This window comes from Oxalicibacterium solurbis, assembly GCF_014635845.1.
GTDB lineage: Bacteria > Pseudomonadota > Gammaproteobacteria > Burkholderiales > Burkholderiaceae_D > Oxalicibacterium > Oxalicibacterium solurbis.
The window spans coordinates 633,973-654,989 of record NZ_BMDP01000002.1; the positions used below are offsets into that span (position 1 = coordinate 633,973).

Consider the following 21,017-nt stretch of genomic DNA (forward strand, 5'->3'; position numbering starts at 1 on the left):
CAATCAGGCCGCTGAACATCAATGTCAGACAAGAAAACAGAAAAAATCGTCGGCGTGAAAGGGATGAACGACATCCTGCCGGCCGACGCTCCCTTGTGGGAGTTGTTCGAAAATACCGTGCACACGGTGTTGAAAAGCTACGGCTTCCAGCAGATCCGCACGCCGATCGTCGAGCCGACTGCGCTGTTCGCGCGCGGTTTGGGCGCCGTTACCGATATCGTCGAGAAGGAGATGTATTCCTTTACCGATACGATGAACGGCGACGAACTGACGCTGCGTCCTGAGTGCACGGCCGGTGTCGTTCGCTCCGTGCTGGAACACAATCTGACTTACGACAGCCCCAAGCGCCTGTGGTACGCCGGCCCGATGTTCCGTCACGAACGTCCGCAGCGCGGCCGCTATCGGCAGTTCCATCAAATAGGCGCCGAAGCCATCGGCTTTGCCGGGCCAGACATCGATGCCGAACTGATCCTGATGTGCCAACGCTTGTGGGACGATCTCGGCCTGCAGAATATCCGCCTCGAACTGAATTCGATCGGCAATGCGGATGAGCGTAATCGCCATCGCGCCGACCTGATCGCCTATTTCGAAAAGCACGTCGACGTGCTGGACGAGGAAGCGAAACGCCGCCTGCATTCGAATCCGCTGCGCATTCTGGATACGAAGAATCCGGCGATGCAGGACATGGTCAATGCGGCGCCGAAGCTGCTCGATTATCTGGGCGACGAATCGCGCGCGCATTTCGAAGGCGTACAAAAGATTCTGCGGCACAACAATATTCCGTTCACGATCAATCCGCGTCTGGTGCGCGGCATGGATTATTACAATCGCACTGTGTTCGAGTGGATCACCGATCAGCTTGGCTCGCAGGGAACGGTGTGCGGCGGCGGCCGCTACGATCCACTGGTCGAGATGTTCGGCGGCAAGCCGACGCCTGCCTGCGGTTTCGCGATGGGCGTGGAGCGCCTGCTGGAACTGATGAAAGCGAACGGCGACCAGCTGACGCCGAATCAGTGCGATGCCTATGTCGTCCATCAGGGCGAAGAGGCGCAGTTGCAGGCGACGGTCGTGGCGGAACGTTTGCGCGATGCCGGACTCGATGTCGTATTGCACTGCGCATCGGCAACCGGACCGGGCAGCTTCAAGTCGCAGATGAAACGGGCGGATGCCAGCGGCGCGGCCTATGCGATCATCATCGGCGAGGATGAAATCGCCAAGGGCGAGGCGGTCGTCAAGGAAATGCGCGGCACGGAAACCGGCGGCAGTCAGTCGCATGTCGCTTTCGCGGCGATTCCCGATTATCTGGTCGACCAGATCGTCGGCGACGATCATGACCACGATCACGAGCACGTACACTATCACCACTAATTCGGACCATCATGGCATACGATCACGCAGAGCAGGAACAACTGGCCAGCCTCAAATCCTGGTGGGGCCAGTACGGCAATCTCATTACCTGGGTACTCATCATTGCGTTGGCTGTCTATGCGGGCTGGAGCGGCTGGAATTACTACCAGCGTAACCAGACGGCGCAGGCCGCGCATCTGTATGAAGAACTGCAGCAGGCGGCACAAGCGCAGGACAAGGAAAAAGTGCTGCGCGTAGCGTCGGATGTGCAGGAGCGTTATACGCGCACGGCGTATGCACAGATGAGCGCGCTGGCTGCTGCCAAGATGGCTTTCGACAGCAGCGATTATCAGGCTGCAAAGACGCAACTGCAGTGGGTGATCGATCACGGTCGAGATGACGCATACAAGGCCGTCGCCAAGGTACGGCTGGCCGGCATCCTGCTGGATGAAAAGGCCTATGAAGAGGGCTTGAAGGTGCTGTCCGGCGATTTCCCGGCGCAGTTTGCCGGCGTGGTCGAAGACCGCAAGGGCGACATTCTGGTGGCACAGAACAAGCTGGAAGAAGCGCGTGCAGCGTACCAGTCGGCGATCGACAAGACGGATGCGCGCAATCCTGGCCGCCAGTTGATGCAGATCAAGCTCGATGCCATCGGCGGTTCGCCGGCCGACAAGGCAGCATAAACTCCGATCCGAGAATAGAAGGAAGACAGATCAGATGCGCTTCACCTCAAAGATCCTTTGTACAGGGCTGTTGATCGCGACGGCCGGTTGTTCGTGGCTGAATCCGTTCGCCAGCAAACCGTCGCCACGCACGCAACCGGCGCCGCTGGTCGAGTTCAAGTCGACGATGGATGTTCGTACCGTCTGGACCGCTTCGGTCGGCAAGTCGGAAAAATACGTGTTTACGCCGGTCTCGGTCGGCAATTTCATCTTTGCCGCTTCTGAAAAAGGTACGATCGCCAAGATCGAGGCCGATACCGGACGCACGGTCTGGCGCATCGATGCCGACACGAAGCTGACTGCCGGCGTCGGCAGCGATGGCGTGACGGTCGTGGTCGCAGCGGAAAACGGCACGATCCTCGCTTTCGATGCGGAAGACGGCAAGCAGCGCTGGAAGGCGCGGGCCAGCAGCGAGGTATTGTCGGCGCCGGCGATCGGACAAAGCGTCGTCGTCGTTCGCAGCATGGACAACCGTATCACCGCTTTCGACGCCGACAATGGCAGCCGCAAATGGACGGTGCAGCGCACGGCGCCTGCATTGACGTTGCGTACGTCGCCCGGCATTGCGATTGCAGGGCCGAATGCCTACATCGGTTTGTCGGGAGGACGGCTGCTTGCGGTCGCGCTGGCAACCGGCGCACCGCGCTGGGAAGTCGCCGTTGGCGATCCACGTGGTGTGACCGAGCTGGAACGTATCGCCGACATTTCCGGTACGCCGCTGGTGGCTGGCCGTGACGTTTGCGCAGTTGCATACCAGGGGCGTGTGGCCTGCTTCGATGCAGTCAGCGGCACGCCACGCTGGGCAGCACCTCTGTCGAGTGACGTCGGTGTTGCAGCAGACAATCGCTTCGTCTATGCAGCCGACGAGGAGGGCACCGTGATGGCAATCTCGCGCATGGGCGGCGGCATCCTGTGGCGCAACAACAAGTTGAAGAATCGTCGACTTTCGACGCCGATCGCATCCGGTCGCACGGTGGCCGTCGGTGATTATCAGGGATATGTCCACTTCCTTTCCAAGGATGATGGCAGCTTCCTGGCACGCGTTGCCACTGACGGCAGCGCGATCATGAGCGTGCCGCTGACAGCTGGTGGCAACCTCGTTTTCCAAACCCAATCAGGGACCGTGGCTGCTCTGGCGGCCGAGTAACACTATTCAATGAAGCCGGTTATCGCACTTGTCGGCCGACCTAACGTCGGCAAATCCACGCTGTTCAACCGGCTGACGCGCTCGCGCGATGCGCTGGTTGCCGATCTGCCCGGCCTGACGCGTGATCGTCACTATGGTGAAGGACGCATCGGCGAACGGCCTTTCCTGGTGATCGATACCGGCGGTTTCGAGCCGGTCGCCAAGAACGGCATCATGCACGAGATGGCCAAGCAGACAAAGCAGGCTGTTGCAGAAGCGGATGCCGTGATCTTCATCGTCGACGGCCGTCAGGGGCTGACACCGCACGACAAGACCATCACCGATTTTCTGCGCAAATCCGGGCGCCCGGTGATGCTGGTGGTCAACAAGGCCGAAGGCATGAAGTACACGACGGTCACTGCCGATTTCTATGAGCTCGGCCTGGGCGATCCTTACGTGATTTCGGCCGCGCATGGCGACGGCGTGCATGATCTGGTGGAAGAGTCGCTGGACATCGCCATGGTGCAGCGTCCGCCGGAGGAAGATGAGCCACAATCGCTGGCCAAGCATATTCGGCTGGCCATCGTCGGACGCCCGAACGTCGGCAAATCGACGCTGGTCAACACGCTGCTGGGCGAAGACCGCGTGATCGCCTTCGATATGCCGGGAACGACGCGCGATTCGATCGAGATTCCGTTCGAGCGCGACGGACGGCATTACACGCTGATCGATACCGCCGGCATACGTCGTCGCGGCAAGGTATTCGAGGCGATCGAAAAGTTTTCGGTCGTGAAGACCCTGCAATCGATTTCCGAGGCGAACGTCGTGCTGCTGCTGCTGGATGCGCAACAGGATATTTCCGAGCAGGATGCGCATATCGCAGGCTTCATTCTGGAGTCGGGTCGGGCGCTGGTGATCGGCGTCAATAAATGGGATGGCCTGACCAGTGACCAGCGCGACGCGATCAAGATGGATCTCGAGCGCAAGCTGAATTTCCTGTCTTTTGCCAAGACGCATTTCATTTCGGCGCTGAATTCCACCGGTATCGGCCCAATGATGAAATCGGTTGATGCAGCTTATGCGGCTGCCATGTCGAATCTGTCCACGCCGAAGCTGACGCGTGCACTGATCGAGGCGGTCGAGCACCAGCAGCCGCGCCGCAAGGGCTCGATCCGCCCCAAGCTGCGCTATGCACACCAGGGCGGCATGAATCCGCCAGTGGTCGTGGTGCACGGTAACGCGGTGGAAGCGATCGATGCCAATTACAAGCGTTTCCTTGAAAAGCATTTCCGAGAAACTTTTTCACTGGTCGGGACTCCACTACGTATCGAGTTTCGTACCGGGAAGAATCCGTTCAAACGGTCCGAAAAATAGCGTAGTTTGGCGAAAAAGCGCGAAATCGATTACATTCCCACTGAGAAGAGGCACTTGAAAACAGGAAAGATGTCTCAACCTCCTTATCACAACAACACAATGGAGCTGTTATGACCAATAAAGGGCAACTTTTACAAGACCCGTTCCTCAATGCCTTGCGCAAGGAACATGTTCCTGTCTCGATCTATCTCGTCAATGGCATCAAACTCCAGGGGCACATCGAATCCTTCGATCAGTATGTCGTCCTGCTGCGTAACACCGTGACGCAAATGGTGTACAAACATGCAATTTCGACTGTTGTTCCTGCACGTGCCGTCAATCTGAGCGTCGATTCCGACGTTGAGTAAGCGCAGCATTTTCACCCTGCCGGTGCGGTACTGACATGCGTGCTGTACTGGTAGGCGTCGATTTCGGCAAAGGCGATTTTGCCGCAAGCCTCGAAGAACTTTCCCTGTTGTCCAGATCGGCCGGCGCTGACCCGGTCGTTATCGTCACGGGTAAGCGTTCCGCTCCGGATGCTGCCTTGTTCGTCGGCTCCGGCAAGGCGGACGAGATCGGCGATGCGATCGCCGACAACGGCCTCGATATCGCCATTTTCAATCACGCCCTGTCTCCTGCCCAGCAGCGTAACCTTGAGCGTCATTTGAAGGTACGCGTGGTGGACCGTACCAGCCTGATCCTGGACATTTTCGCGCAGCGCGCGCAAAGCCATGAGGGCAAGGTCCAGGTCGAACTGGCGCAATTGCAGCATCTGTCTACACGCCTGGTGCGAGGCTGGACTCACCTTGAGCGCCAGAAGGGCGGTATCGGTCTGCGCGGCCCCGGTGAAACACAGTTGGAAACCGATCGCCGCCTGCTCGGCGAGCGCGTCAAGATGCTGCGCTCCAAACTGGAAAAATTGCACAAGCAACGCGCCACGCAACGTCGTGCACGCGGACGCAACAATGCGTTTTCCGTGTCGCTGGTGGGATATACCAATGCCGGAAAATCGACCTTGTTCAATGCACTGGCAAAGGCGCGGGCGCTGGCTGCCGACCAGTTGTTTGCGACGCTGGATACGACGTCGCGCCGCATTTATCTCGGGGAGGCCGGCAGTGTCGTCATTTCGGATACCGTCGGTTTTATCCGCGAACTGCCCCACCAACTGGTTGCTGCCTTTCGCGCCACGCTGGAAGAAACCATTCATGCGGATTTGCTGCTGCACGTAGTGGATGGCGCTAGCCCGGCGCGCATGGAGCAGATCGAACAGGTCAATATGGTTTTGCAGGAAATTGGTGCGGATAAAATTCCGCAGATCCTCGTCTGGAACAAGATCGACGCGGCAGGGCTGGAACCTGCTTTGGAGCGTGATGAATATGATAAAATTCGACGGGTTTTTGTCAGTGCCCAGACTGGAAGCGGATTGGATCTATTGCGAGAAGCGATAGCCGAATGCGCGAAAGCGCGCGCCGCCAGCTTAGAAGATGCATCGCTTGTCGCATCGGACGATGTAAACGCGTAACGAATTGACTTGGCAATCCCCCCTTACTTTTCAGCCCGGACCGCGAACGCATGCTTGCTTCCCTTAAAAAAAGACTTGGTGTGAAGTTTTCCCTCAACGATCCCCGCTGGGGACGTGGTTCGCAAGACGACAAGAGCCAGAACGGCAGGCGGCCGAATGACGGTCCGCCGGATCTGGATCAGCTCTGGCGTGATTTCAACCAGCGTCTGGGCAATCTGTTCGGCAATCGTCGCTCGGGTGGTGGAGGTGGCGGCAACGACGCTGGCGGCGGAGAAGGATTTACACCAGACATGCGTGGCGCAGGAATCGGCGCGGCGGTGATCGCGGTCATCGTCGCCTTTTTGTGGCTGGTCAGCGGCTTCTTTATTGTGCAGGAAGGTCAGACGGGTGTCGTCATGACTTTCGGCAAATACAGCCACATGACGCAATCCGGTTTCAACTGGCGCTGGCCAACACCGATCCAAAGTCATGAGATCGTCAATGTCTCGCAGATTCGTACGGTCGAAGTCGGCTATCGCGGCAATGTAAAGAACAAGCAGCCGCAGGAATCGCTGATGCTGACGGAAGACGAGAACATCATCGACATCCAGTTCGCGGTTCAATACACATTGAAAAATGCATCCGACTGGATATTCAACAACCGCGAACAGGATGAGATGGTCAAGCAGGTAGCGGAAACGGCGATTCGCGAAGTCGTCGGCCGAAGCAAGATGGATTTCGTCCTGTACGAAGGCCGTGAGAAGGTCGCTTTCGACACCAGTGCATTGATGCAGCAGATTGTGGATCGTTACAAGGCCGGTGTGCAGATCACCAATGTGACAATGCAAGCGGTGCAACCTCCAGAGCAGGTGCAGGCTGCATTCGACGATGCGGTCAAGGCAGGTCAGGATCGCGAGCGCCAGAAGAACGAAGGCCAGGCCTATGCGAACGATGTGATCCCGCGTGCGCGTGGTGCAGCCTCGCGTCTTCAGGAAGAGTCCGAAGCATATCGTTCGAGCGTCATTGCCAATGCAGAAGGCGAAGCGGCGCGCTTCAAACAGATCAATGCAGAATACGAAAAGGCACCGGCGGTGACGCGTGATCGCATGTATCTGGATACGATGCAGAAGATTTTCGCCAGCACGACCAAAGTCATGGTGGATGCGAAAGGCAGCAACAATCTGATCTATCTGCCGCTGGACAAACTGATTACGCAGTCGGCACAACAGCCAGGTGCAGCGTCTTCGACGGGTAGCACGGCAGCGCAATCGCATGCCGCACCATCTTCGATCATGCGAAACGATCAATCAACACTGGAGATGCAATTGCAACAGGATCCGCGTTCGCGCGGCGATGATCGCAGTTCCCGTGAAAGGGAGGTGCGCTGATGAATCGCCTGTTTTCCTATCTGATTGCGCTGATCATTGCGCTGATACTGCTGTTCTCGACGATGTTCGTGGTGGACCAGCGGCAATATGCGATCGTGTTTGCCCTGGGTGAAGTCAAGAGCGTCATCAAGGAACCCGGACTGCATTTCAAGCTGCCGCCACCGTTCCAGAATGTCATTTTTCTCGATAAGCGTATTCTCACGCTGGATACGCCGGATGCCGATCGCTTCATTACGGCAGAGAAGAAAAACATTCTCGTCGATGCATTCGTCAAATGGCGCATCGTCGATCCTCGCCTGTATTTCGTCAGTTTCGGCGGCGATGAACGCAGTGCGCAGAACCGCATGAACCAGATCGTCAAGGCTTCGCTGAATGAGGAAATCACCAAGCGTACCGTGCGTGAAGTGATTTCCGGCGAGCGCGGCAAGGTGATGGACGGCATCCAGAAAAAAGTATCGGAAGAAGCCAAGCAGATCGGTGTCGAGATTGTCGATGTGCGCCTGAAGCGTGTGGATTACGTCGAGCAGATCAACAATTCCGTCTTCGACCGGATGAAATCCGAACGTGCACGCGTAGCGAATGAATTGCGTTCGCAGGGCGCAGCCGAATCCGAAAAGATTCGTGCGGATGCCGATCGTCAGCGTACGGTTATCCTGGCGGAAGCGTATCGTGATGCCGAGCGTATTCGCGGTGATGGCGATGCCAAGGCTTCGCGTATCTATGCGCAGGCCTTCGGCCAAAATCCGGAGTTCTACAAGTTCTATCGCAGCCTTGAGGCCTATCGTGCAAGCTTCAAGACGCGTAACGATACGCTGGTCATCGATCCCACTTCAGAGTTCTTCAAGTATTTCAAGAGTGAGGGCGGCAAGAAGAATTGATGCCCGTTGTACGCACATGCGGGAGAAAGGCCTAGCCTTTTTTCCGTGCGGCAGAAACCTGCTGCTAGCCGGTGGATCGGCGTGATGCCGATGAACCCGGCTTTTGCCTATTTTTCGTTTCTTTCCTGAGTTATCCGTCTTCCGTCATGCCTAACTGGCTGTTACCCGAAAATATCGCCGACGTCCTGCCGTCCGAAGCGCGCAAGGTCGAAGAGTTGCGTCGCGCGATCATCGACAATTTTCATCTGTACGGCTATGAGCTCGTCATGCCGCCGATGCTGGAATATCTGGATTCGCTGCTGGCAGGAGCCGGCCATGACGTGGAATTGCGCACGTTCAAGCTGGTAGACCAGTTGTCGGGCCGTACGCTCGGCATTCGCGCCGACATGACGACGCAGGTGGCGCGTATCGATGCGCATCTGCTGAACCGCTCGTCGATCACACGCCTGTGCTATTCCGGCAGCGTGCTGCACACGCGGCCGAGCGGTTTGCATGCGACGCGCGAACCGTTGCAGATTGGTGCCGAGATCTATGGCCACGCAGGTCTGGAAGCCGATGCCGAAATCCAGGAGCTGGCGCTAGCTTCGCTGGCACTGGCAGGCGTCAAGCATGTCCGCATGGACTTGTGCCATGTCGGCATCCTGTGCGCGATCCTCGAAAACGATGCGGATGCACGCAAGGACGAGGCCATGTTGTACGCCTGCTTGCGTGCCAAGGATGTGCCGGAACTGCAGAAGATCACGGCGAAATATGCGGAAGATACGCGACGCGCATTGCTGGCGCTGCCTGGCTTGTACGGCGATGCATCGGTTCTGGTTCGTGCGCGCGAAGTCTTGCCGAAACTGCCGGGTATCGCACGGGCATTGAACGAACTGGAGTCGCTGTCGAAACTGGCAGGCGGTGCGAACGTCATTACCATCGATCTGGCGGATCTGGGCGGTTATCAGTACGAAAGCGGCGTGATGTTCGCGATCTATGTCGATGGCCTGCCGAACGCGGTGGCGCGCGGCGGCCGCTACGATCACGTCGGCGAGGCGTTCGGCCGTGCGCGCCCAGCAACCGGTTTTTCGATGGATTTGCGCGAACTGGCGCGCTTGCTGCCTGCGGCAGCACCGAAGCGGGCGATTCGCGCGCCATGGGGGCGCGATGCAAAACTGCATGCAACCATTGCGTCGCTGCGCCAATCGGGCGAGGTCGTGATACACAGCCTGTCCGGCGATGAAAACGATCAGGACGAATTCGAGTGCGATCGTGCACTGGTGTTCGAGAATGGCAACTGGATTATCAAAAATTTAGGTTAAGTGATGTCTACACAAAATATGGCAAAGAACGTCGTTGTTGTCGGTACCCAGTGGGGCGATGAGGGCAAGGGAAAGATCGTCGATTGGCTGACCGATCATTCGCAAGGCGTGGTGCGCTTCCAGGGCGGTCATAACGCCGGCCATACGCTGGTGATCGGCGGCCACAAGACGGCGCTGCAATTGATACCGTCGGGCATCATGCGAGAAGGCGTGGCCTGTTACATCGGTAACGGTGTCGTGTTGTCTGTGCCCGATTTGCTGCGCGAAATCGACAAGCTGCAGGCAATTGGCGTCGAAGTGCCGTCGCGACTGAAAGTTTCGGAAGCCTGTCCGATCATTCTGCCGTATCACGTGGCGCTGGACGTGGCACGTGAAGTGGCGCGTGGCGAGAACAAGATCGGCACCACCGGCAAAGGCATCGGTCCGGCCTATGAAGACAAGGTTGCGCGTCGCGCGATCCGTGTGGCAGATCTTCTCAACGAAAAACGCTTTGCGGAAAAGCTGCTCGAAAATCTCGACTATCACAACTTCGTGTTGACTCATTACCTCAAGGTGCAGGCGATCGACTACCAGAAGACGCTCGACGATGCGCTGGCCGATGTGCCACGTCTGAAGCCGATGGTGGGTGATGTATCGAGTGAACTGTATGCAGCCTTCAACAACGGTTCAAATCTGTTGTTCGAAGGTGCGCAGGGCAGCCTGCTGGACGTCGATCACGGCACCTATCCGTACGTCACATCGAGCAACTGCGTGGCAGGGAATGCCGCAACTGGCGCCGGCGTCGGCCCAGACATGCTGCACTATGTGCTCGGCATCACCAAGGCATATACGACGCGCGTCGGTTCCGGCCCGTTCCCATCGGAACTGCCGACCGATCAGGGCATCGGCAAGCATCTGGCTACAGTCGGCCACGAGTTCGGTACCGTGACTGGCCGTGCGCGTCGCTGCGGCTGGTTCGACGCCGCATTGCTGCGTCGTTCGGTGCAGATCAATGGCGTGACCGGCATGTGCTTCACCAAGCTCGATGTGCTGGACGGTCTGGAATCGCTGCGCATTTGCACCGGCTACAAGCTGCACGGCAAGCAGGTCGACATCTTCCCGGTCGGCGCAGAGGATGCCGCAGCATGCGAACCGATCTACGAAGAAATGCCGGGCTGGAAGGAAAGCACGGTTGGCGCCAAGTCGATGGACGTGCTGCCGGCCAATGCACGCGCCTATATCAAGCGTATCGAAGAACTGGTGGGCGTGCCGATCGACATGGTTTCGACCGGCCCCGATCGTGAAGAGACGATCGTTCTGCGCCATCCCTTCAAATAATCGTCGGGTGATGTAATGCGTGATGCGTGTGAACCGGCTTCTTCCGATTTATGGGTGGACTGGGACACGTATCACGATGCCATCGAGCGGCTGGCATTGCTCGTTCACGAATCGGGATGGTCGTTCGACCAGATCCTATGCCTCGCACGAGGCGGCCTGCGCCCGGGGGATGTCTTTTCCCGTATTTTCGATGTGCCGCTCGCGATCCTGTCGACCAGTTCCTATCGCGAAGATGCCGGCAAGGCGCAGGGACAACTGGATATCGCCGCGCATATCACGATGACCGGAGGCTCCTTGGGCGGCAAGGTCTTGCTGATCGATGATCTGGCGGATTCGGGCGTGACGCTGGAGCAGGTTCAGCGCCATCTGACGGAACGCTTTCCCGCCGTGACCGAGATCAAGACGGCAGTCATCTGGTACAAGGCGCGTTCTGTGGTCAAGCCGGATTTCTATCTCGATTATCTTCCCGACAATCCGTGGATACATCAGCCGTTCGAGCAATATGACGGCTTGCGTCCGCATCAACTGGCGACGCGTAGAAAAGGTCCGCAATAATCGTTGGATTGGATCGATTGATCCTGATGCCGGTGCAATGCTTCAATGTGGTTGCATAATGCAGTTGCAAACGGAAGAGGGCACGAATGTTCCGGCAGAAAAGAAAAAACCCGTTGACGAATCAACGGGTTTCTCTTTGTGACCTGGTGCCCACGGAGGGACTCGAACCCCCACACCTCGCGGCACATGGACCTGAACCATGCGCGTCTACCAATTCCGCCACGTGGGCCTGCTGCTGTACTGCTGCAGAAAGACCGCCATTATATAGGGATTACGGAGGCTGTCAACACCTCTTGCCGGATAATTTGTCGGATCACCGACTTGTCATGCAAACATCCACGTGCTCCGTTACACTCGCTTCGTTCAATCATATTTTAGTCAGTAGAAAGCGCTTTTGAGCCAATACACATATACCATCCCGAGCCGGGAAGAAATCCTCGGCATTCTTCGCACTGCGGCCGCTTCCCACGATGCCGATTCGCTTGCTGCGGCGTTGAGCGTCAAGCCCGACGAAATGGAAGGATTCACACGTCGCCTGAACGCCATGGAGCGCGACGGGCAGATCAAGCCGGACCGTGCCGGCAATTATCAACTTGCACATTCATCGCACTTCATCGAAGGGCGTGTCAGCGGTCATCGTGACGGCTATGGTTTCCTGATTCCTGACGATGCCAGTTCCGACATCTTCCTGCCGGAAAAGGAAATGCAGAAGGTATTGCACGGCGATCGCGTGCAGGTGCGCGTCGTCGGTACTGACAGGCGTGGCCGTCCGGAAGGATCGATCGTTGAAGTGGTCGAACGTGCTAATAGCTACGTGATCGGCCGCTTGCTGAACGAGAACGGCGTCTGGATCGTCGCGCCGGAAGACAAACGCATCGGCCAAGATATTCTGCTGGCCGGCTCGCCCGGCAAGGCGAAGGCGGCGCAGGTGGTCAGTGTCGAGTTGATCGAGCAGCCATCGCGTTTCAGCCAACCGGTCGGCCGCATTGTCGAGGTGCTGGGCGATATCGACGATCCAGGCATGGAGATCGAAATTGCCGTGCGCAAATATGGCGTGCCGCATGAATTTTCCGAAGAAGCAAAAAAAGTCGCATCCAAGTTGCCGAACGAGGTTCGCGCAGCGGATCTGACCGAGCGCGTCGATTTGCGCGATGTGCCGTTGGTGACGATCGATGGCGAGGATGCACGCGACTTCGATGATGCCGTTTACTGTGAGCCGTGCAAGATCGGCCGTGCTTCCGGTTTTCGCCTGATCGTTGCGATTGCCGACGTCAGCCACTACGTGAAACCTGGCGAGCCGCTGGATGCGGATGCGCTCGAACGCAGCACATCGGTGTATTTCCCGCGTCGCGTGATTCCGATGCTGCCGGAAAAGCTGTCGAACGGATTGTGTTCGCTGAATCCCGATGTGGATCGCCTGACGCTGGTGTGCGATGCCGTCATCACCGCCAAGGGCGAGATCAAGGCCTATCAGTTCTATCCTGCTGTCATTCATTCGGCGGCACGCCTGACTTATACCGAAGTCGCTGCGATTCTCGGCAATACGAAAGGCATCGAAGCCTCGCGCCGGCAGGCGCTGGTGCCGCATTTGCTGCATCTGTACGGCGTTTATCAGGCGCTGCTGCAGGCGCGCCATGCGCGTGGTGCCATCGATTTCGAGACGACCGAAACGTATATCGTCTGCAACGAGGTCGGCAAGATCGAGCAGATCGTACCGCGTACGCGCAATGAAGCACACAAGCTGATCGAAGAATGCATGCTGGCGGCCAACGTCTGCGCCGCAGATCTGCTGGAGCGACACAAGCATCCAAGCCTGTATCGCGTGCACGCGTTGCCGACGACGGAAAAACTGAATCAGGTACGAACCTTCCTGAAACAGGTCGGCTTGAACCTGGGTGGTGGCGACAAGCCGGCCGCGGCCGACTATGCCGAATTGATGACGAAGATCAAGACGCGACCGGATGCCTTGCTGCTGCAGACGATGCTGCTGCGTTCGATGCAGCAGGCGGTCTACAGTCCTGACAACATCGGCCATTTCGGTTTATCCTACGCCGCCTACGCGCATTTCACCAGCCCGATCCGCCGTTATCCGGACTTGCTGACACATCGCGCGATCAAGGCGATCCTGCACGGCAAGCGTTACACGCCGAAGAGCATCAATACCAGTCAGCTCAATACGATGCTGTCGCCGGCGGCGCGCAAGAAGAACGCGCAGGACAAGGCGGCAGGCAAGCAGAAAGCGAAACCCGAAGGCGATCTGGCAATCTGGGAAGCGCTTGGCATTCATTGTTCAGCCAATGAGCGCCGTGCCGATGAAGCTTCGCGCGATGTCGAGGCATGGTTGAAGTGCTATTTCATCCGCGACAAGCTGGGCGAGGAGTTCACCGGCACGATTTCCGGCGTGGCGGCATTCGGTATTTTCGTGCAGCTCGACGCCTTGTATATCGAAGGCATGGTGCATGTGACGGAGCTGGGTGCCGATCACTTCAAGTTCGACGAAGCGCGGCACGAACTGCGCGGCGAACGCACGGGTATCCGCTATCAGCTGACCGATCGCGTGACGGTACAGGTCAGCCGTGTCGATCTGGACGCACGCAAGATCGATTTGCGCCTGGTCAACGAACCGGGAATTCGTACCGTGTTGAAAAACGAAGCGCGGCGTGCGGAAGTCGAACAGGGCGTACGCACTGCCAAGTCAAAGAAGGCAGCCAAGGCTGCTCCCCCCAAGCCGGCTTCGGCGAAGAAGACCAAAGCACAACCCAAGCACGCAGCGCCGCCGCGCAAGCAGCGCGCCTCCGCTTCCCGATCCGGCAAGAAGAAACGATAACAATGAAAAGCAAGATGATTTTCGGCTTCCATGCCGTGACGGCGCGTCTGCGCCACGATGCCTCGTCGATCGAGGAAATCTATATCGACGCGGAACGCCGCGATCCGCGCATGAAGGAGCTGATCCGTGCGATCCAGGCTGCCGGTGTGCGCATGATCCAGGCGGACGATGCGCGACTGAATGCCATTGTCGGCACGCGCCGCCATCAGGGCGTGGTGGCGAAAGCAGGACAACTGTCGCTGGCCCGTAATCTGGACGAGTTGCTGGACGGCATCGAAGGGCCGCCGTTGCTGCTGGTACTGGACGGCGTGACCGATCCGCACAATCTGGGTGCCTGCCTGCGGGTAGCGGACGGCGCTGGCGCGCATGCAGTGATTGCGCCCAAGGATCGCGCGGTCGGTTTGAACGCAACGGCAGCCAAGGTGGCCAGCGGTGCGGCCGATACGATGCCGTACATCACGGTGACGAATCTGGCGCGTACGTTGCGCGAACTGAAGGAGCGCGAGATTCTGCTGATCGGCACCACCGACGATGCGGAGAAAAATCTCTATCAGGCGGACTTTTCCGGTCCGGCGGCGCTCGTCATGGGTTCGGAGGGCGAAGGCATGCGCCGTCTGACGCGTGAAACCTGCGACGTGCTGGTCGGCATCCCGATGTTCGGCTCGGTCGAAAGCCTCAACGTCTCGGTCGCCTCAGGCGTCTGTCTGTACGAAGCACGGCGTCAGCGGCTGGTCTGACGGCGCCGTTTCAGCTGTTCCTGCCGCCGCCGGTTCTGTGCGGCGGCATTCATGATTTGCCATTACAGGCTACACTTGCGTCCTACGCATTTTTTGCATTTCGAATCCATGTTCAGCCGTATCCGAGAAGACATCGCCAACATCATGACGCGTGATCCTGCTGCGCGTAGCGCGTGGGAGGTCATTACCTGCTATCCGGGTTTTCACGCCATCGTCATGCATCGCTGGGCGCATTGGTTCTGGACGCGCGATTGCAAATGGCTGGGTCGCTTTACGTCACATATCTCGCGCGGTCTGACCGGCATCGAAATTCATCCGGGAGCAACGATAGGACGCCGCGTTTTCATCGATCATGGTTTCGGCGTGGTGATCGGCGAGACGGCCGAAGTCGGCGACGATTGCACGATCTATCAGGGCGTGACACTGGGCGGTACGTCGCTGAGCAAGGGGGCCAAACGCCATCCGACGCTGGCGAATGGCGTCATCATCGGTGCCGGCGCGCAGGTGTTGGGTGCATTCACGGTTGGCGAGGGCGCCAAGGTCGGCTCGAATGCGGTTGTCGTGAAGGAAGTGCCGGCCGGCGCGACGGCGGTCGGCAATCCGGCGCGGATCATCCTGAAGGAAACCAATGCGCGCGACGAAACTGCCGCCCGCATGTTTGCCGCCTACGGTGTGACGCCGAACGGCGACGATCCGCTGTCCAAGGCCTTGCACGGTCTGATCGACAATGCGGCGACGCAGGAACACCAGATCGAGAAAATCCTTGCCGCGCTGAAATGCGCCGGCATCGATTGTGAAACGCTGCAGTCGGCCGAGAAATTCGATGCCGAACAACTGAACAAGCTCGTCGAATAAGCGACAACCCGGGCGAAAAACATGAGTAGCGAAGAAACACAACCGATCGACGCAACGCCGGTCGAAGGGCAGGATTTGTTCGATGCGCATGAACTGCGCGTGCTGGCTGTGCTGGCGGAAAAAGAGGCATTGACGCCGGACAATTATCCGTTGTCGCTGAATGCGCTGGTCAATGGCTGCAACCAGTTGTCCAGCCGCGAACCGGTGATGACGTTGAGCGAGGAAGACGTGCAACAGGCCTTGCAGCGTCTGATGCAGGAGCGATTCGTTGCCGAAGTCAACCAGTCCGGCGCGCGCGTTCCCAAGTATGAACATCGGTTGCGGGTCAAATGGGTGCTTGAACAGGACAAGCTCGCTGTGCTGGTCATCCTGATGCTGCGTGGCCCGCAAACGGCTGGAGAGATTCGTGCCCGCTGTGGTCGCCTGCAGGAATTCGCGTCGCTGGCAGACGTTGAAGCCTGTCTGCAATTCCTGATCGACAAATATCCGCCGCTGGTGGCGAAACTGACGCGCGCACCCGGTTCGAAGGAGGCGCGTTATGCGCAGTTGCTGTCGGGCGATGTTGATTTGCCGATGGCTGCTTCAGAGGGCGTCGAAGTCGTTGCGTCGGTGTCGAGGAATAATCGTATTGCCGAGTTGGAGCACGAAGTCGCTGCGCTGAAGGCAGAAGTAGCTGCCTTGACCGAACAATTCGGACGATTCCGCTCGCAATTCGAATAGCCCCCGCCAGACTTGCACGGCCGGCCGTACGAAATTCCTGTTCGGTTTCTTATTCAGTTCTCAATGTCGTCACCATGCAGATCGTGACGGTGAATCGTCCCATTGTGGTCGATGGATAGCCAGTCGCCGCGCGGTGTTCCATGATCCAGATCCCAATCCGAAAGAACGTAGCGTAGGTGTGTGGTTTCTCTGATTAGATGCCGATGCATGGCTGGCCGGTGCGTATGGCCGTGGATCATGACGGTCGCCGCCGTGCGATCGAACAGGTCTGTGATGGCCTGCTCATTGACGTCGGTGATCGCATAAGACTTACCTTTTTGCGCTTCCCGACTGCCGGCGCGCAAATCCTCGGCAATTTTCTTGCGTTGCTCCAACGGTAGTGCAAGGAAGTTTTTCTGCCACTCCGGTTGGCGCACCTGCGCCCTGAACTCCATGTAGGCCGTATCGTCGGTACACCAGGCATCGCCATGTGTCAGCACGAGGGAATGGCCGGCGATCGTGGTGACGAATGGATCGGCCAGCAAGGTCATGCCGGCGGCCTGTGCGAAATGTTCACCGACGAGAAAGTCGCGATTGCCGGCCATCCAGAAAACCTCGGTTCCCTGTTCGCCCAGGTGACGAATGGCATCGGCCATGCGGCGATGGCAAGGATCATTCATGTCGTCGTCGCCTACCCACGCTTCGAAGATGTCGCCCAGCAGGTAGAGTTGCGCTGCGCACGGAGCCTGTTCCTGCAGGAATGTGAAGAATGCCTGCATGGTGCGCGGCATGTCCTCCTGCAGATGCAGGTCGGAAACGAAAAGCGCAGCCATTTCCGGCTGCGCTTGTTTTGATGCCTGAACGGTCATCGTGCCGCCGTCATCAGACGGCTTCCGCTTTCTCGATCACGACGTCTTCGACCGGTACGTCGGCATGCATGCCGGCACGTGTGGTCTTTACCGAACGAATCTTGTCGACGACGTCGGTGCCGTCGGTCACCTTGCCGAACACGCAGTAACCCCAGCCGTCCTGGCCCGGATAATCGAGGAAGCTGTTGTCGTTGATGTTGATGAAGAATTGCGCAGTTGCCGAATGTGGGGCCGAGGTGCGGGCCATGGCGATCGTGTAGTGATCGTTCTTCAGGCCGTTCTTGGCTTCGTTCTCGACCGGTTCGTTGGTCGGCTTCTGTTTCATGCCTGGCTCGAAACCACCGCCCTGGATCATGAAGCCGTCGATCACGCGATGGAAGATCGTACCGTTGTAGTGGCCGGCATTGACGTAGGCGAGGAAATTTTCCACCGTCTTCGGTGCTTTCTCGGCGTCGAGTTCGATGGTGATCTTGCCGTGGTTGGTGGTGAGGATGACAGCCATGGATAGTCCTTCTTATGGGTTGATATGGGTTGTATGACGGAGATTACCGGACGACGGTGGCAGATTCAATGACGACCGGTGTGATCGGCACATTCTGAAAGTAGCTGCGGTTGCCGGTAGGCACTTGTCGGATCTTGTCGACGACTTCCGTTCCCTTGATGACCTTGCCGAAGACGGCATAGCCCCAGCCATCCTGGCCTGGATAATTGAGAAAGTCGTTGTTCTTCGTATTGATGAAGAACTGCGCAGCAGCCGAATGCGGGTTGCTGGTGCGTGCCATGGCAACCGTGTAGACGTCGTTGCGCAAGCCGTTGTTCGCTTCGTTCTGGATCGGTGCGCGTGTCGGCTTTTCGCGCATGTCCTTGTCGAATCCGCCACCCTGGATCATGAAATTGCCGATCACGCGATGGAAGATCGTGCCGTTGTACTGGCCACTTTCCACATACTGCAGGAAGTTGGCGACCGATTTCGGCGCCTTGTCGGCATTCAATTCCAGCTCGATATCACCCATGCTGGTTTTCAGCAGGACGCGAGGTGCGGCGGCATAGGCGGGAAGGAACGCGATCGACAGCGACAAAGCCGCTGCAAATCCCAGAAGCCGACGGCGGAGTTGTTTCATGCAGTTTTCCTGTTCAAGACGGATTGAGAAAAGCATGCCGTGTGCGGACGGCAGATGCGCGGTTGCGATAACAGTCCTGCTGGCATATCATGCCGTCCCTTCGCGATGTTCTTTGTCATGCACGGCAAAGAGCGAAGGAGCGTCAGCAGCGATCGATGTAGCGGCTTGAGCCGTTTTCATCAATGCTATACTGCCGCGAAAACGTGCATTTTATCAAAAAGAAGTATGACCAAGTGTCTGGCCTGACTGCTGCGCCATCTGACGAAATGCCGTTGCGGATGCAAGTGGTGAAACGCATCCAGCCAGCGGTACATTCCTGACCGACACACGATATCCATGAGTTTGCTGAAGATCTACAACACGCTGGCGCGCGAGAAGCAGCCGTTTACGCCGATCGAGCCGGGCAAGGTCCGCATGTATGTTTGCGGCATGACCGTCTATGACTATTGCCATATCGGGCATGCACGCGTGATGGTGGTGTTCGATCTGGTGCAGCGCTGGTTGCGCGCTTCAGGTTACGACGTCACTTACGTGCGCAACATCACGGATATCGACGACAAGATCATCAAGCGGGCGGCGGAAAACGGCGAATCGATTTCGCAGCTGACGCAACGCTTCATTGATGCGATGGACGAAGATGCGACAGCGCTCGGTGTGCAGAAGCCGGATCAGGAGCCGCGCGCGACCGCTTATGTGCCGCAGATGCTGGGATTGATCGAGGCGCTGGAACGCAATGGTCTGGCCTATCGCTCCGATGATGGCGATGTCAATTTCGCCGTGCGCCATTTTGCCGGTTACGGCAAGTTGTCCGGCAAGTCGCTGGATGATCTGCGTGCCGGCGAGCGCGTTGACGTGAATGCCGGCAAGCACGATCCGCTGGATTTCGTGCTGTGGAAAGCTTCGAAGGCAACTGAGCCCGATGAAGTGAAATGGCAATCGAAGTGGGGCAGCGGCCGCCCTGGCTGGCATATCGAATGCTCGGCGATGTCCTGCGAATTGCTGGGCGAACATTTCGACATTCACGGCGGCGGCGCCGATCTGCAATTCCCGCATCACGAGAACGAGATCGCACAATCCGAAGGCGCGACCGGCAAAACCTTCGTCAATTACTGGATGCACAACGGCTTCGTGCGCGTCGACAACGAAAAGATGTCGAAATCGCTGGGCAATTTCTTTACGATCCGCGAAGTGCTGGCGAAATTCGATGCCGAAGTCGTGCGCTTCTTCATCCTGCGTGCGCACTATCGCAGCCAGTTGAATTATTCGGATGCGCATCTGGACGACGCGCGCAATGCGCTGACCCGCATGTATACGGCATTGAAGGACGTCACGCCGGACGGCTTGCCGCTGGACATGGCGGAAGCCCATGCAGTGCGCTTTGCCGAGGCAATGAACGACGATTTCAATACGCCGCTGGCGGTCGCCGTGCTGTTCGAGCTGACGAACGAAGTCAACAAGACAAAATCTCCGGTACTGGCGCGCCAATTGGCCGGTCTCGCTGGTATAGTCGGTCTCCTGCAGCGTACGCCGCAACAGTTCCTGCATGCCGGTCTGGCCGATGATGGCGATCTGGAAACATTCGTGCTCGAACAGATCGCTGCACGCGCCGATGCCAAGAAGGCAAGGAATTTTGCAGAAGCGGACCGCATTCGCGCAGTCTTGCTGGAAAAGGGCATCGTTCTGGAAGACAAGCCGGGTGGTTTGACCGAATGGCGAAAGGCATAAGGTCGCATGGGGAAACTGATCGTCGCCGAAGAAACGTGCATCCTGCCGCCATACTGGGAGGAGGCCAAGGTCGAGCTGATGAAGCGCGACCGGATCATGCGCAAGCTGATCCCGCAGTTCGGCGATCTCCATCTGGTCAGTCGCGGCGATCCTTTCCTGACATTGGCGCGTTCCATCATTGGCCAGCAGATTTCGGTCAAGGCAGCCGAAAGCGTCTGGCAGCGGCTTTTGGAAGCTTGTCCGAAATGCACGCCGGCACAGGTCATCCGGGCGGGCGAGAAGCTGGCGACCTGCGGTCTTTCCAAACGCAAAGCGGAATACATCCTCGATCTGGCAGACCATTTCAAGGCAAAACGTGTCAATTGTGACAAGTGGACCGAGATGGAGGACGAGGCTGTCATCGCCGAATTGATCCAGATTCGCGGCATCGGACGCTGGACAGCGGAGATGTTTTTGATATTTAATCTGCTCCGCCCGAATATCCTGCCGCTGGACGATGTCGGCCTGCTGGCGGGAATCAGCCGTAATTATTTTTCCGGCGAGCCGGTTTCGCGCAGCGATGCGCGCGAAGTCGCCGCCAATTGGGAACCATATCGTACCGTCGCAACCTGGTACCTGTGGCGCAGTCTTGAGCCGGTACCCGTTGCCTATTGAGGCGGGACCAAACGATACGAACAAGCTATCTCCGTGTTGAAC

General features: G+C 58.0%; 20 protein-coding genes and 1 tRNA gene. 17 read left to right on the forward strand and 4 right to left on the reverse strand.

What is annotated here, in order from left to right; genetic code table 11:
- Window positions 1–21: 21 nt before the first annotated feature.
- The 11 genes from hisS (at window position 22) to IEV40_RS08675 (ending at window position 11,488) form a co-directional block, all read left to right on the forward strand.
- Window positions 22–1,368: a histidine--tRNA ligase gene (gene hisS / locus IEV40_RS08625; RefSeq protein WP_188420591.1), complete on the forward strand. Its 1,347-nt coding sequence runs from the start codon at window positions 22–24 to the stop codon at window positions 1,366–1,368.
- 11 nt (window positions 1,369–1,379) lie between these two features.
- Window positions 1,380–2,030: a YfgM family protein gene (locus tag IEV40_RS08630; RefSeq protein WP_188420593.1), complete on the forward strand. Its 651-nt coding sequence runs from the start codon at window positions 1,380–1,382 to the stop codon at window positions 2,028–2,030.
- A gap of 34 nt (window positions 2,031–2,064) precedes the next feature.
- Complete coding sequence (gene bamB / locus IEV40_RS08635; RefSeq protein ID WP_188420595.1) at window positions 2,065–3,216, forward strand: outer membrane protein assembly factor BamB; 1,152 nt, start codon at window positions 2,065–2,067, stop codon at window positions 3,214–3,216.
- A 9-nt stretch (window positions 3,217–3,225) separates the two neighbouring features.
- On the forward strand, window positions 3,226–4,569 hold the full coding sequence (gene der, locus IEV40_RS08640; protein WP_188420597.1) for a ribosome biogenesis GTPase Der: 1,344 nt from the start codon (window positions 3,226–3,228) through the stop codon (window positions 4,567–4,569).
- A gap of 110 nt (window positions 4,570–4,679) precedes the next feature.
- A complete protein-coding gene (hfq, locus tag IEV40_RS08645) occupies window positions 4,680–4,916 on the forward strand; it encodes an RNA chaperone Hfq (RefSeq protein WP_188420599.1) in 237 nt (78 codons plus the stop codon).
- Window positions 4,917–4,951: 35 nt separating this feature from the next.
- Window positions 4,952–6,070 carry a GTPase HflX gene (gene hflX / locus IEV40_RS08650; RefSeq protein ID WP_188420601.1) on the forward strand — a complete coding sequence of 373 codons (1,119 nt, stop codon included), beginning with the start codon at window positions 4,952–4,954 and terminating at the stop codon, window positions 6,068–6,070.
- A 50-nt stretch (window positions 6,071–6,120) separates the two neighbouring features.
- Window positions 6,121–7,437 carry an FtsH protease activity modulator HflK gene (gene hflK, locus IEV40_RS08655; RefSeq protein WP_188420603.1) on the forward strand — a complete coding sequence of 439 codons (1,317 nt, stop codon included), beginning with the start codon at window positions 6,121–6,123 and terminating at the stop codon, window positions 7,435–7,437.
- Window positions 7,437–8,315: a protease modulator HflC gene (gene hflC, locus IEV40_RS08660; RefSeq protein ID WP_188420605.1), complete on the forward strand. Its 879-nt coding sequence runs from the start codon at window positions 7,437–7,439 to the stop codon at window positions 8,313–8,315. Before hflK ends, hflC begins: the two co-directional genes overlap by 1 nt.
- 146 nt (window positions 8,316–8,461) lie before the next feature.
- Window positions 8,462–9,616, forward strand: coding sequence for an ATP phosphoribosyltransferase regulatory subunit (locus tag IEV40_RS08665; protein ID WP_188420607.1), 1,155 nt, complete (start codon window positions 8,462–8,464; stop codon window positions 9,614–9,616).
- A gap of 3 nt (window positions 9,617–9,619) precedes the next feature.
- Window positions 9,620–10,933, forward strand: coding sequence for an adenylosuccinate synthase (locus IEV40_RS08670; RefSeq protein ID WP_188420609.1), 1,314 nt, complete (start codon window positions 9,620–9,622; stop codon window positions 10,931–10,933).
- A gap of 15 nt (window positions 10,934–10,948) precedes the next feature.
- Complete coding sequence (locus IEV40_RS08675) at window positions 10,949–11,488, forward strand: phosphoribosyltransferase (RefSeq protein ID WP_188420611.1); 540 nt, start codon at window positions 10,949–10,951, stop codon at window positions 11,486–11,488.
- A 144-nt stretch (window positions 11,489–11,632) separates the two neighbouring features.
- On the opposite strand, the gene IEV40_RS08680 is transcribed toward IEV40_RS08675, so the two are convergent.
- Window positions 11,633–11,717 (reverse strand) — tRNA-Leu (locus tag IEV40_RS08680).
- 165 nt (window positions 11,718–11,882) lie between these two features.
- Here IEV40_RS08680 and rnr point away from each other — a divergent pair.
- The 4 genes from rnr (at window position 11,883) to IEV40_RS08700 (ending at window position 16,627) form a co-directional block, all read left to right on the forward strand.
- Window positions 11,883–14,315 (forward strand): ribonuclease R, encoded by a 2,433-nt coding sequence (rnr, locus tag IEV40_RS08685; protein WP_188420613.1) that lies wholly within the window; start codon window positions 11,883–11,885, stop codon window positions 14,313–14,315.
- Window positions 14,316–14,317: 2 nt separating this feature from the next.
- Window positions 14,318–15,052, forward strand: coding sequence for a 23S rRNA (guanosine(2251)-2'-O)-methyltransferase RlmB (gene rlmB, locus IEV40_RS08690; RefSeq protein ID WP_188420615.1), 735 nt, complete (start codon window positions 14,318–14,320; stop codon window positions 15,050–15,052).
- Between the two features lie 108 nt (window positions 15,053–15,160).
- A complete protein-coding gene (gene cysE, locus IEV40_RS08695; protein WP_188420617.1) occupies window positions 15,161–15,907 on the forward strand; it encodes a serine O-acetyltransferase in 747 nt (248 codons plus the stop codon).
- Window positions 15,908–15,928: 21 nt separating this feature from the next.
- Window positions 15,929–16,627, forward strand: coding sequence for a YceH family protein (locus IEV40_RS08700; protein WP_188420619.1), 699 nt, complete (start codon window positions 15,929–15,931; stop codon window positions 16,625–16,627).
- 53 nt (window positions 16,628–16,680) lie between these two features.
- On the opposite strand, the gene IEV40_RS08705 is transcribed toward IEV40_RS08700, so the two are convergent.
- Genes IEV40_RS08705 through IEV40_RS08715 form a run of 3 tightly spaced genes read right to left on the reverse strand, consistent with a single transcriptional unit; the run spans window position 16,681 to window position 18,596 of the window.
- A complete protein-coding gene (locus IEV40_RS08705; RefSeq protein WP_371870044.1) occupies window positions 16,681–17,439 on the reverse strand; it encodes a UDP-2,3-diacylglucosamine diphosphatase in 759 nt (252 codons plus the stop codon).
- A 49-nt stretch (window positions 17,440–17,488) separates the two neighbouring features.
- Window positions 17,489–17,977 carry a peptidylprolyl isomerase gene (locus tag IEV40_RS08710; protein ID WP_188420623.1) on the reverse strand — a complete coding sequence of 163 codons (489 nt, stop codon included), beginning with the start codon at window positions 17,975–17,977 and terminating at the stop codon, window positions 17,489–17,491.
- A 43-nt stretch (window positions 17,978–18,020) separates the two neighbouring features.
- A complete protein-coding gene (locus IEV40_RS08715; RefSeq protein WP_188420625.1) occupies window positions 18,021–18,596 on the reverse strand; it encodes a peptidylprolyl isomerase in 576 nt (191 codons plus the stop codon).
- Window positions 18,597–18,932: 336 nt separating this feature from the next.
- Here IEV40_RS08715 and cysS point away from each other — a divergent pair, with 336 nt between their 5' ends.
- Together cysS and IEV40_RS08725 are read left to right on the forward strand one after the other, a co-directional pair.
- Window positions 18,933–20,321: a cysteine--tRNA ligase gene (cysS, locus tag IEV40_RS08720; RefSeq protein ID WP_188420627.1), complete on the forward strand. Its 1,389-nt coding sequence runs from the start codon at window positions 18,933–18,935 to the stop codon at window positions 20,319–20,321.
- Window positions 20,322–20,327: 6 nt separating this feature from the next.
- On the forward strand, window positions 20,328–20,975 hold the full coding sequence (locus IEV40_RS08725) for a DNA-3-methyladenine glycosylase family protein (protein ID WP_188420629.1): 648 nt from the start codon (window positions 20,328–20,330) through the stop codon (window positions 20,973–20,975).
- Window positions 20,976–21,017 lie beyond the last annotated feature (42 nt).

What these genes read in the sequence shown, in the direction of transcription:
- IEV40_RS08630 (WP_188420593.1), top strand. Translation starts at nt 1,380, where the DNA reads ATGGCATACGATCACGCAGAGCAGGAACAACTGGCCAGCCTCAAATCC.
- bamB (WP_188420595.1), top strand. Translation starts at nt 2,065, where the DNA reads ATGCGCTTCACCTCAAAGATCCTTTGTACAGGGCTGTTGATCGCGACG.
- hflX (WP_188420601.1), top strand. Translation starts at nt 4,952, where the DNA reads ATGCGTGCTGTACTGGTAGGCGTCGATTTCGGCAAAGGCGATTTTGCC.
- hflC (WP_188420605.1), top strand. Translation starts at nt 7,437, where the DNA reads ATGAATCGCCTGTTTTCCTATCTGATTGCGCTGATCATTGCGCTGATA.
- IEV40_RS08725 (WP_188420629.1), top strand. Translation starts at nt 20,328, where the DNA reads ATGGGGAAACTGATCGTCGCCGAAGAAACGTGCATCCTGCCGCCATAC.
- IEV40_RS08675 (WP_188420611.1), top strand. Translation starts at nt 10,949, where the DNA reads ATGCGTGATGCGTGTGAACCGGCTTCTTCCGATTTATGGGTGGACTGG.
- hfq (WP_188420599.1), top strand. Translation starts at nt 4,680, where the DNA reads ATGACCAATAAAGGGCAACTTTTACAAGACCCGTTCCTCAATGCCTTG.
- IEV40_RS08715 (WP_188420625.1), bottom strand. Translation starts at nt 18,596, where the DNA reads ATGAAACAACTCCGCCGTCGGCTTCTGGGATTTGCAGCGGCTTTGTCG.
- cysS (WP_188420627.1), top strand. Translation starts at nt 18,933, where the DNA reads ATGAGTTTGCTGAAGATCTACAACACGCTGGCGCGCGAGAAGCAGCCG.
- hflK (WP_188420603.1), top strand. Translation starts at nt 6,121, where the DNA reads ATGCTTGCTTCCCTTAAAAAAAGACTTGGTGTGAAGTTTTCCCTCAAC.
- cysE (WP_188420617.1), top strand. Translation starts at nt 15,161, where the DNA reads ATGTTCAGCCGTATCCGAGAAGACATCGCCAACATCATGACGCGTGAT.
- IEV40_RS08705 (WP_371870044.1), bottom strand. Translation starts at nt 17,439, where the DNA reads ATGGCTGCGCTTTTCGTTTCCGACCTGCATCTGCAGGAGGACATGCCG.
- IEV40_RS08670 (WP_188420609.1), top strand. Translation starts at nt 9,620, where the DNA reads ATGTCTACACAAAATATGGCAAAGAACGTCGTTGTTGTCGGTACCCAG.
- der (WP_188420597.1), top strand. Translation starts at nt 3,226, where the DNA reads ATGAAGCCGGTTATCGCACTTGTCGGCCGACCTAACGTCGGCAAATCC.
- IEV40_RS08665 (WP_188420607.1), top strand. Translation starts at nt 8,462, where the DNA reads ATGCCTAACTGGCTGTTACCCGAAAATATCGCCGACGTCCTGCCGTCC.
- IEV40_RS08700 (WP_188420619.1), top strand. Translation starts at nt 15,929, where the DNA reads ATGAGTAGCGAAGAAACACAACCGATCGACGCAACGCCGGTCGAAGGG.
- rlmB (WP_188420615.1), top strand. Translation starts at nt 14,318, where the DNA reads ATGAAAAGCAAGATGATTTTCGGCTTCCATGCCGTGACGGCGCGTCTG.
- IEV40_RS08710 (WP_188420623.1), bottom strand. Translation starts at nt 17,977, where the DNA reads ATGGCTGTCATCCTCACCACCAACCACGGCAAGATCACCATCGAACTC.
- hisS (WP_188420591.1), top strand. Translation starts at nt 22, where the DNA reads ATGTCAGACAAGAAAACAGAAAAAATCGTCGGCGTGAAAGGGATGAAC.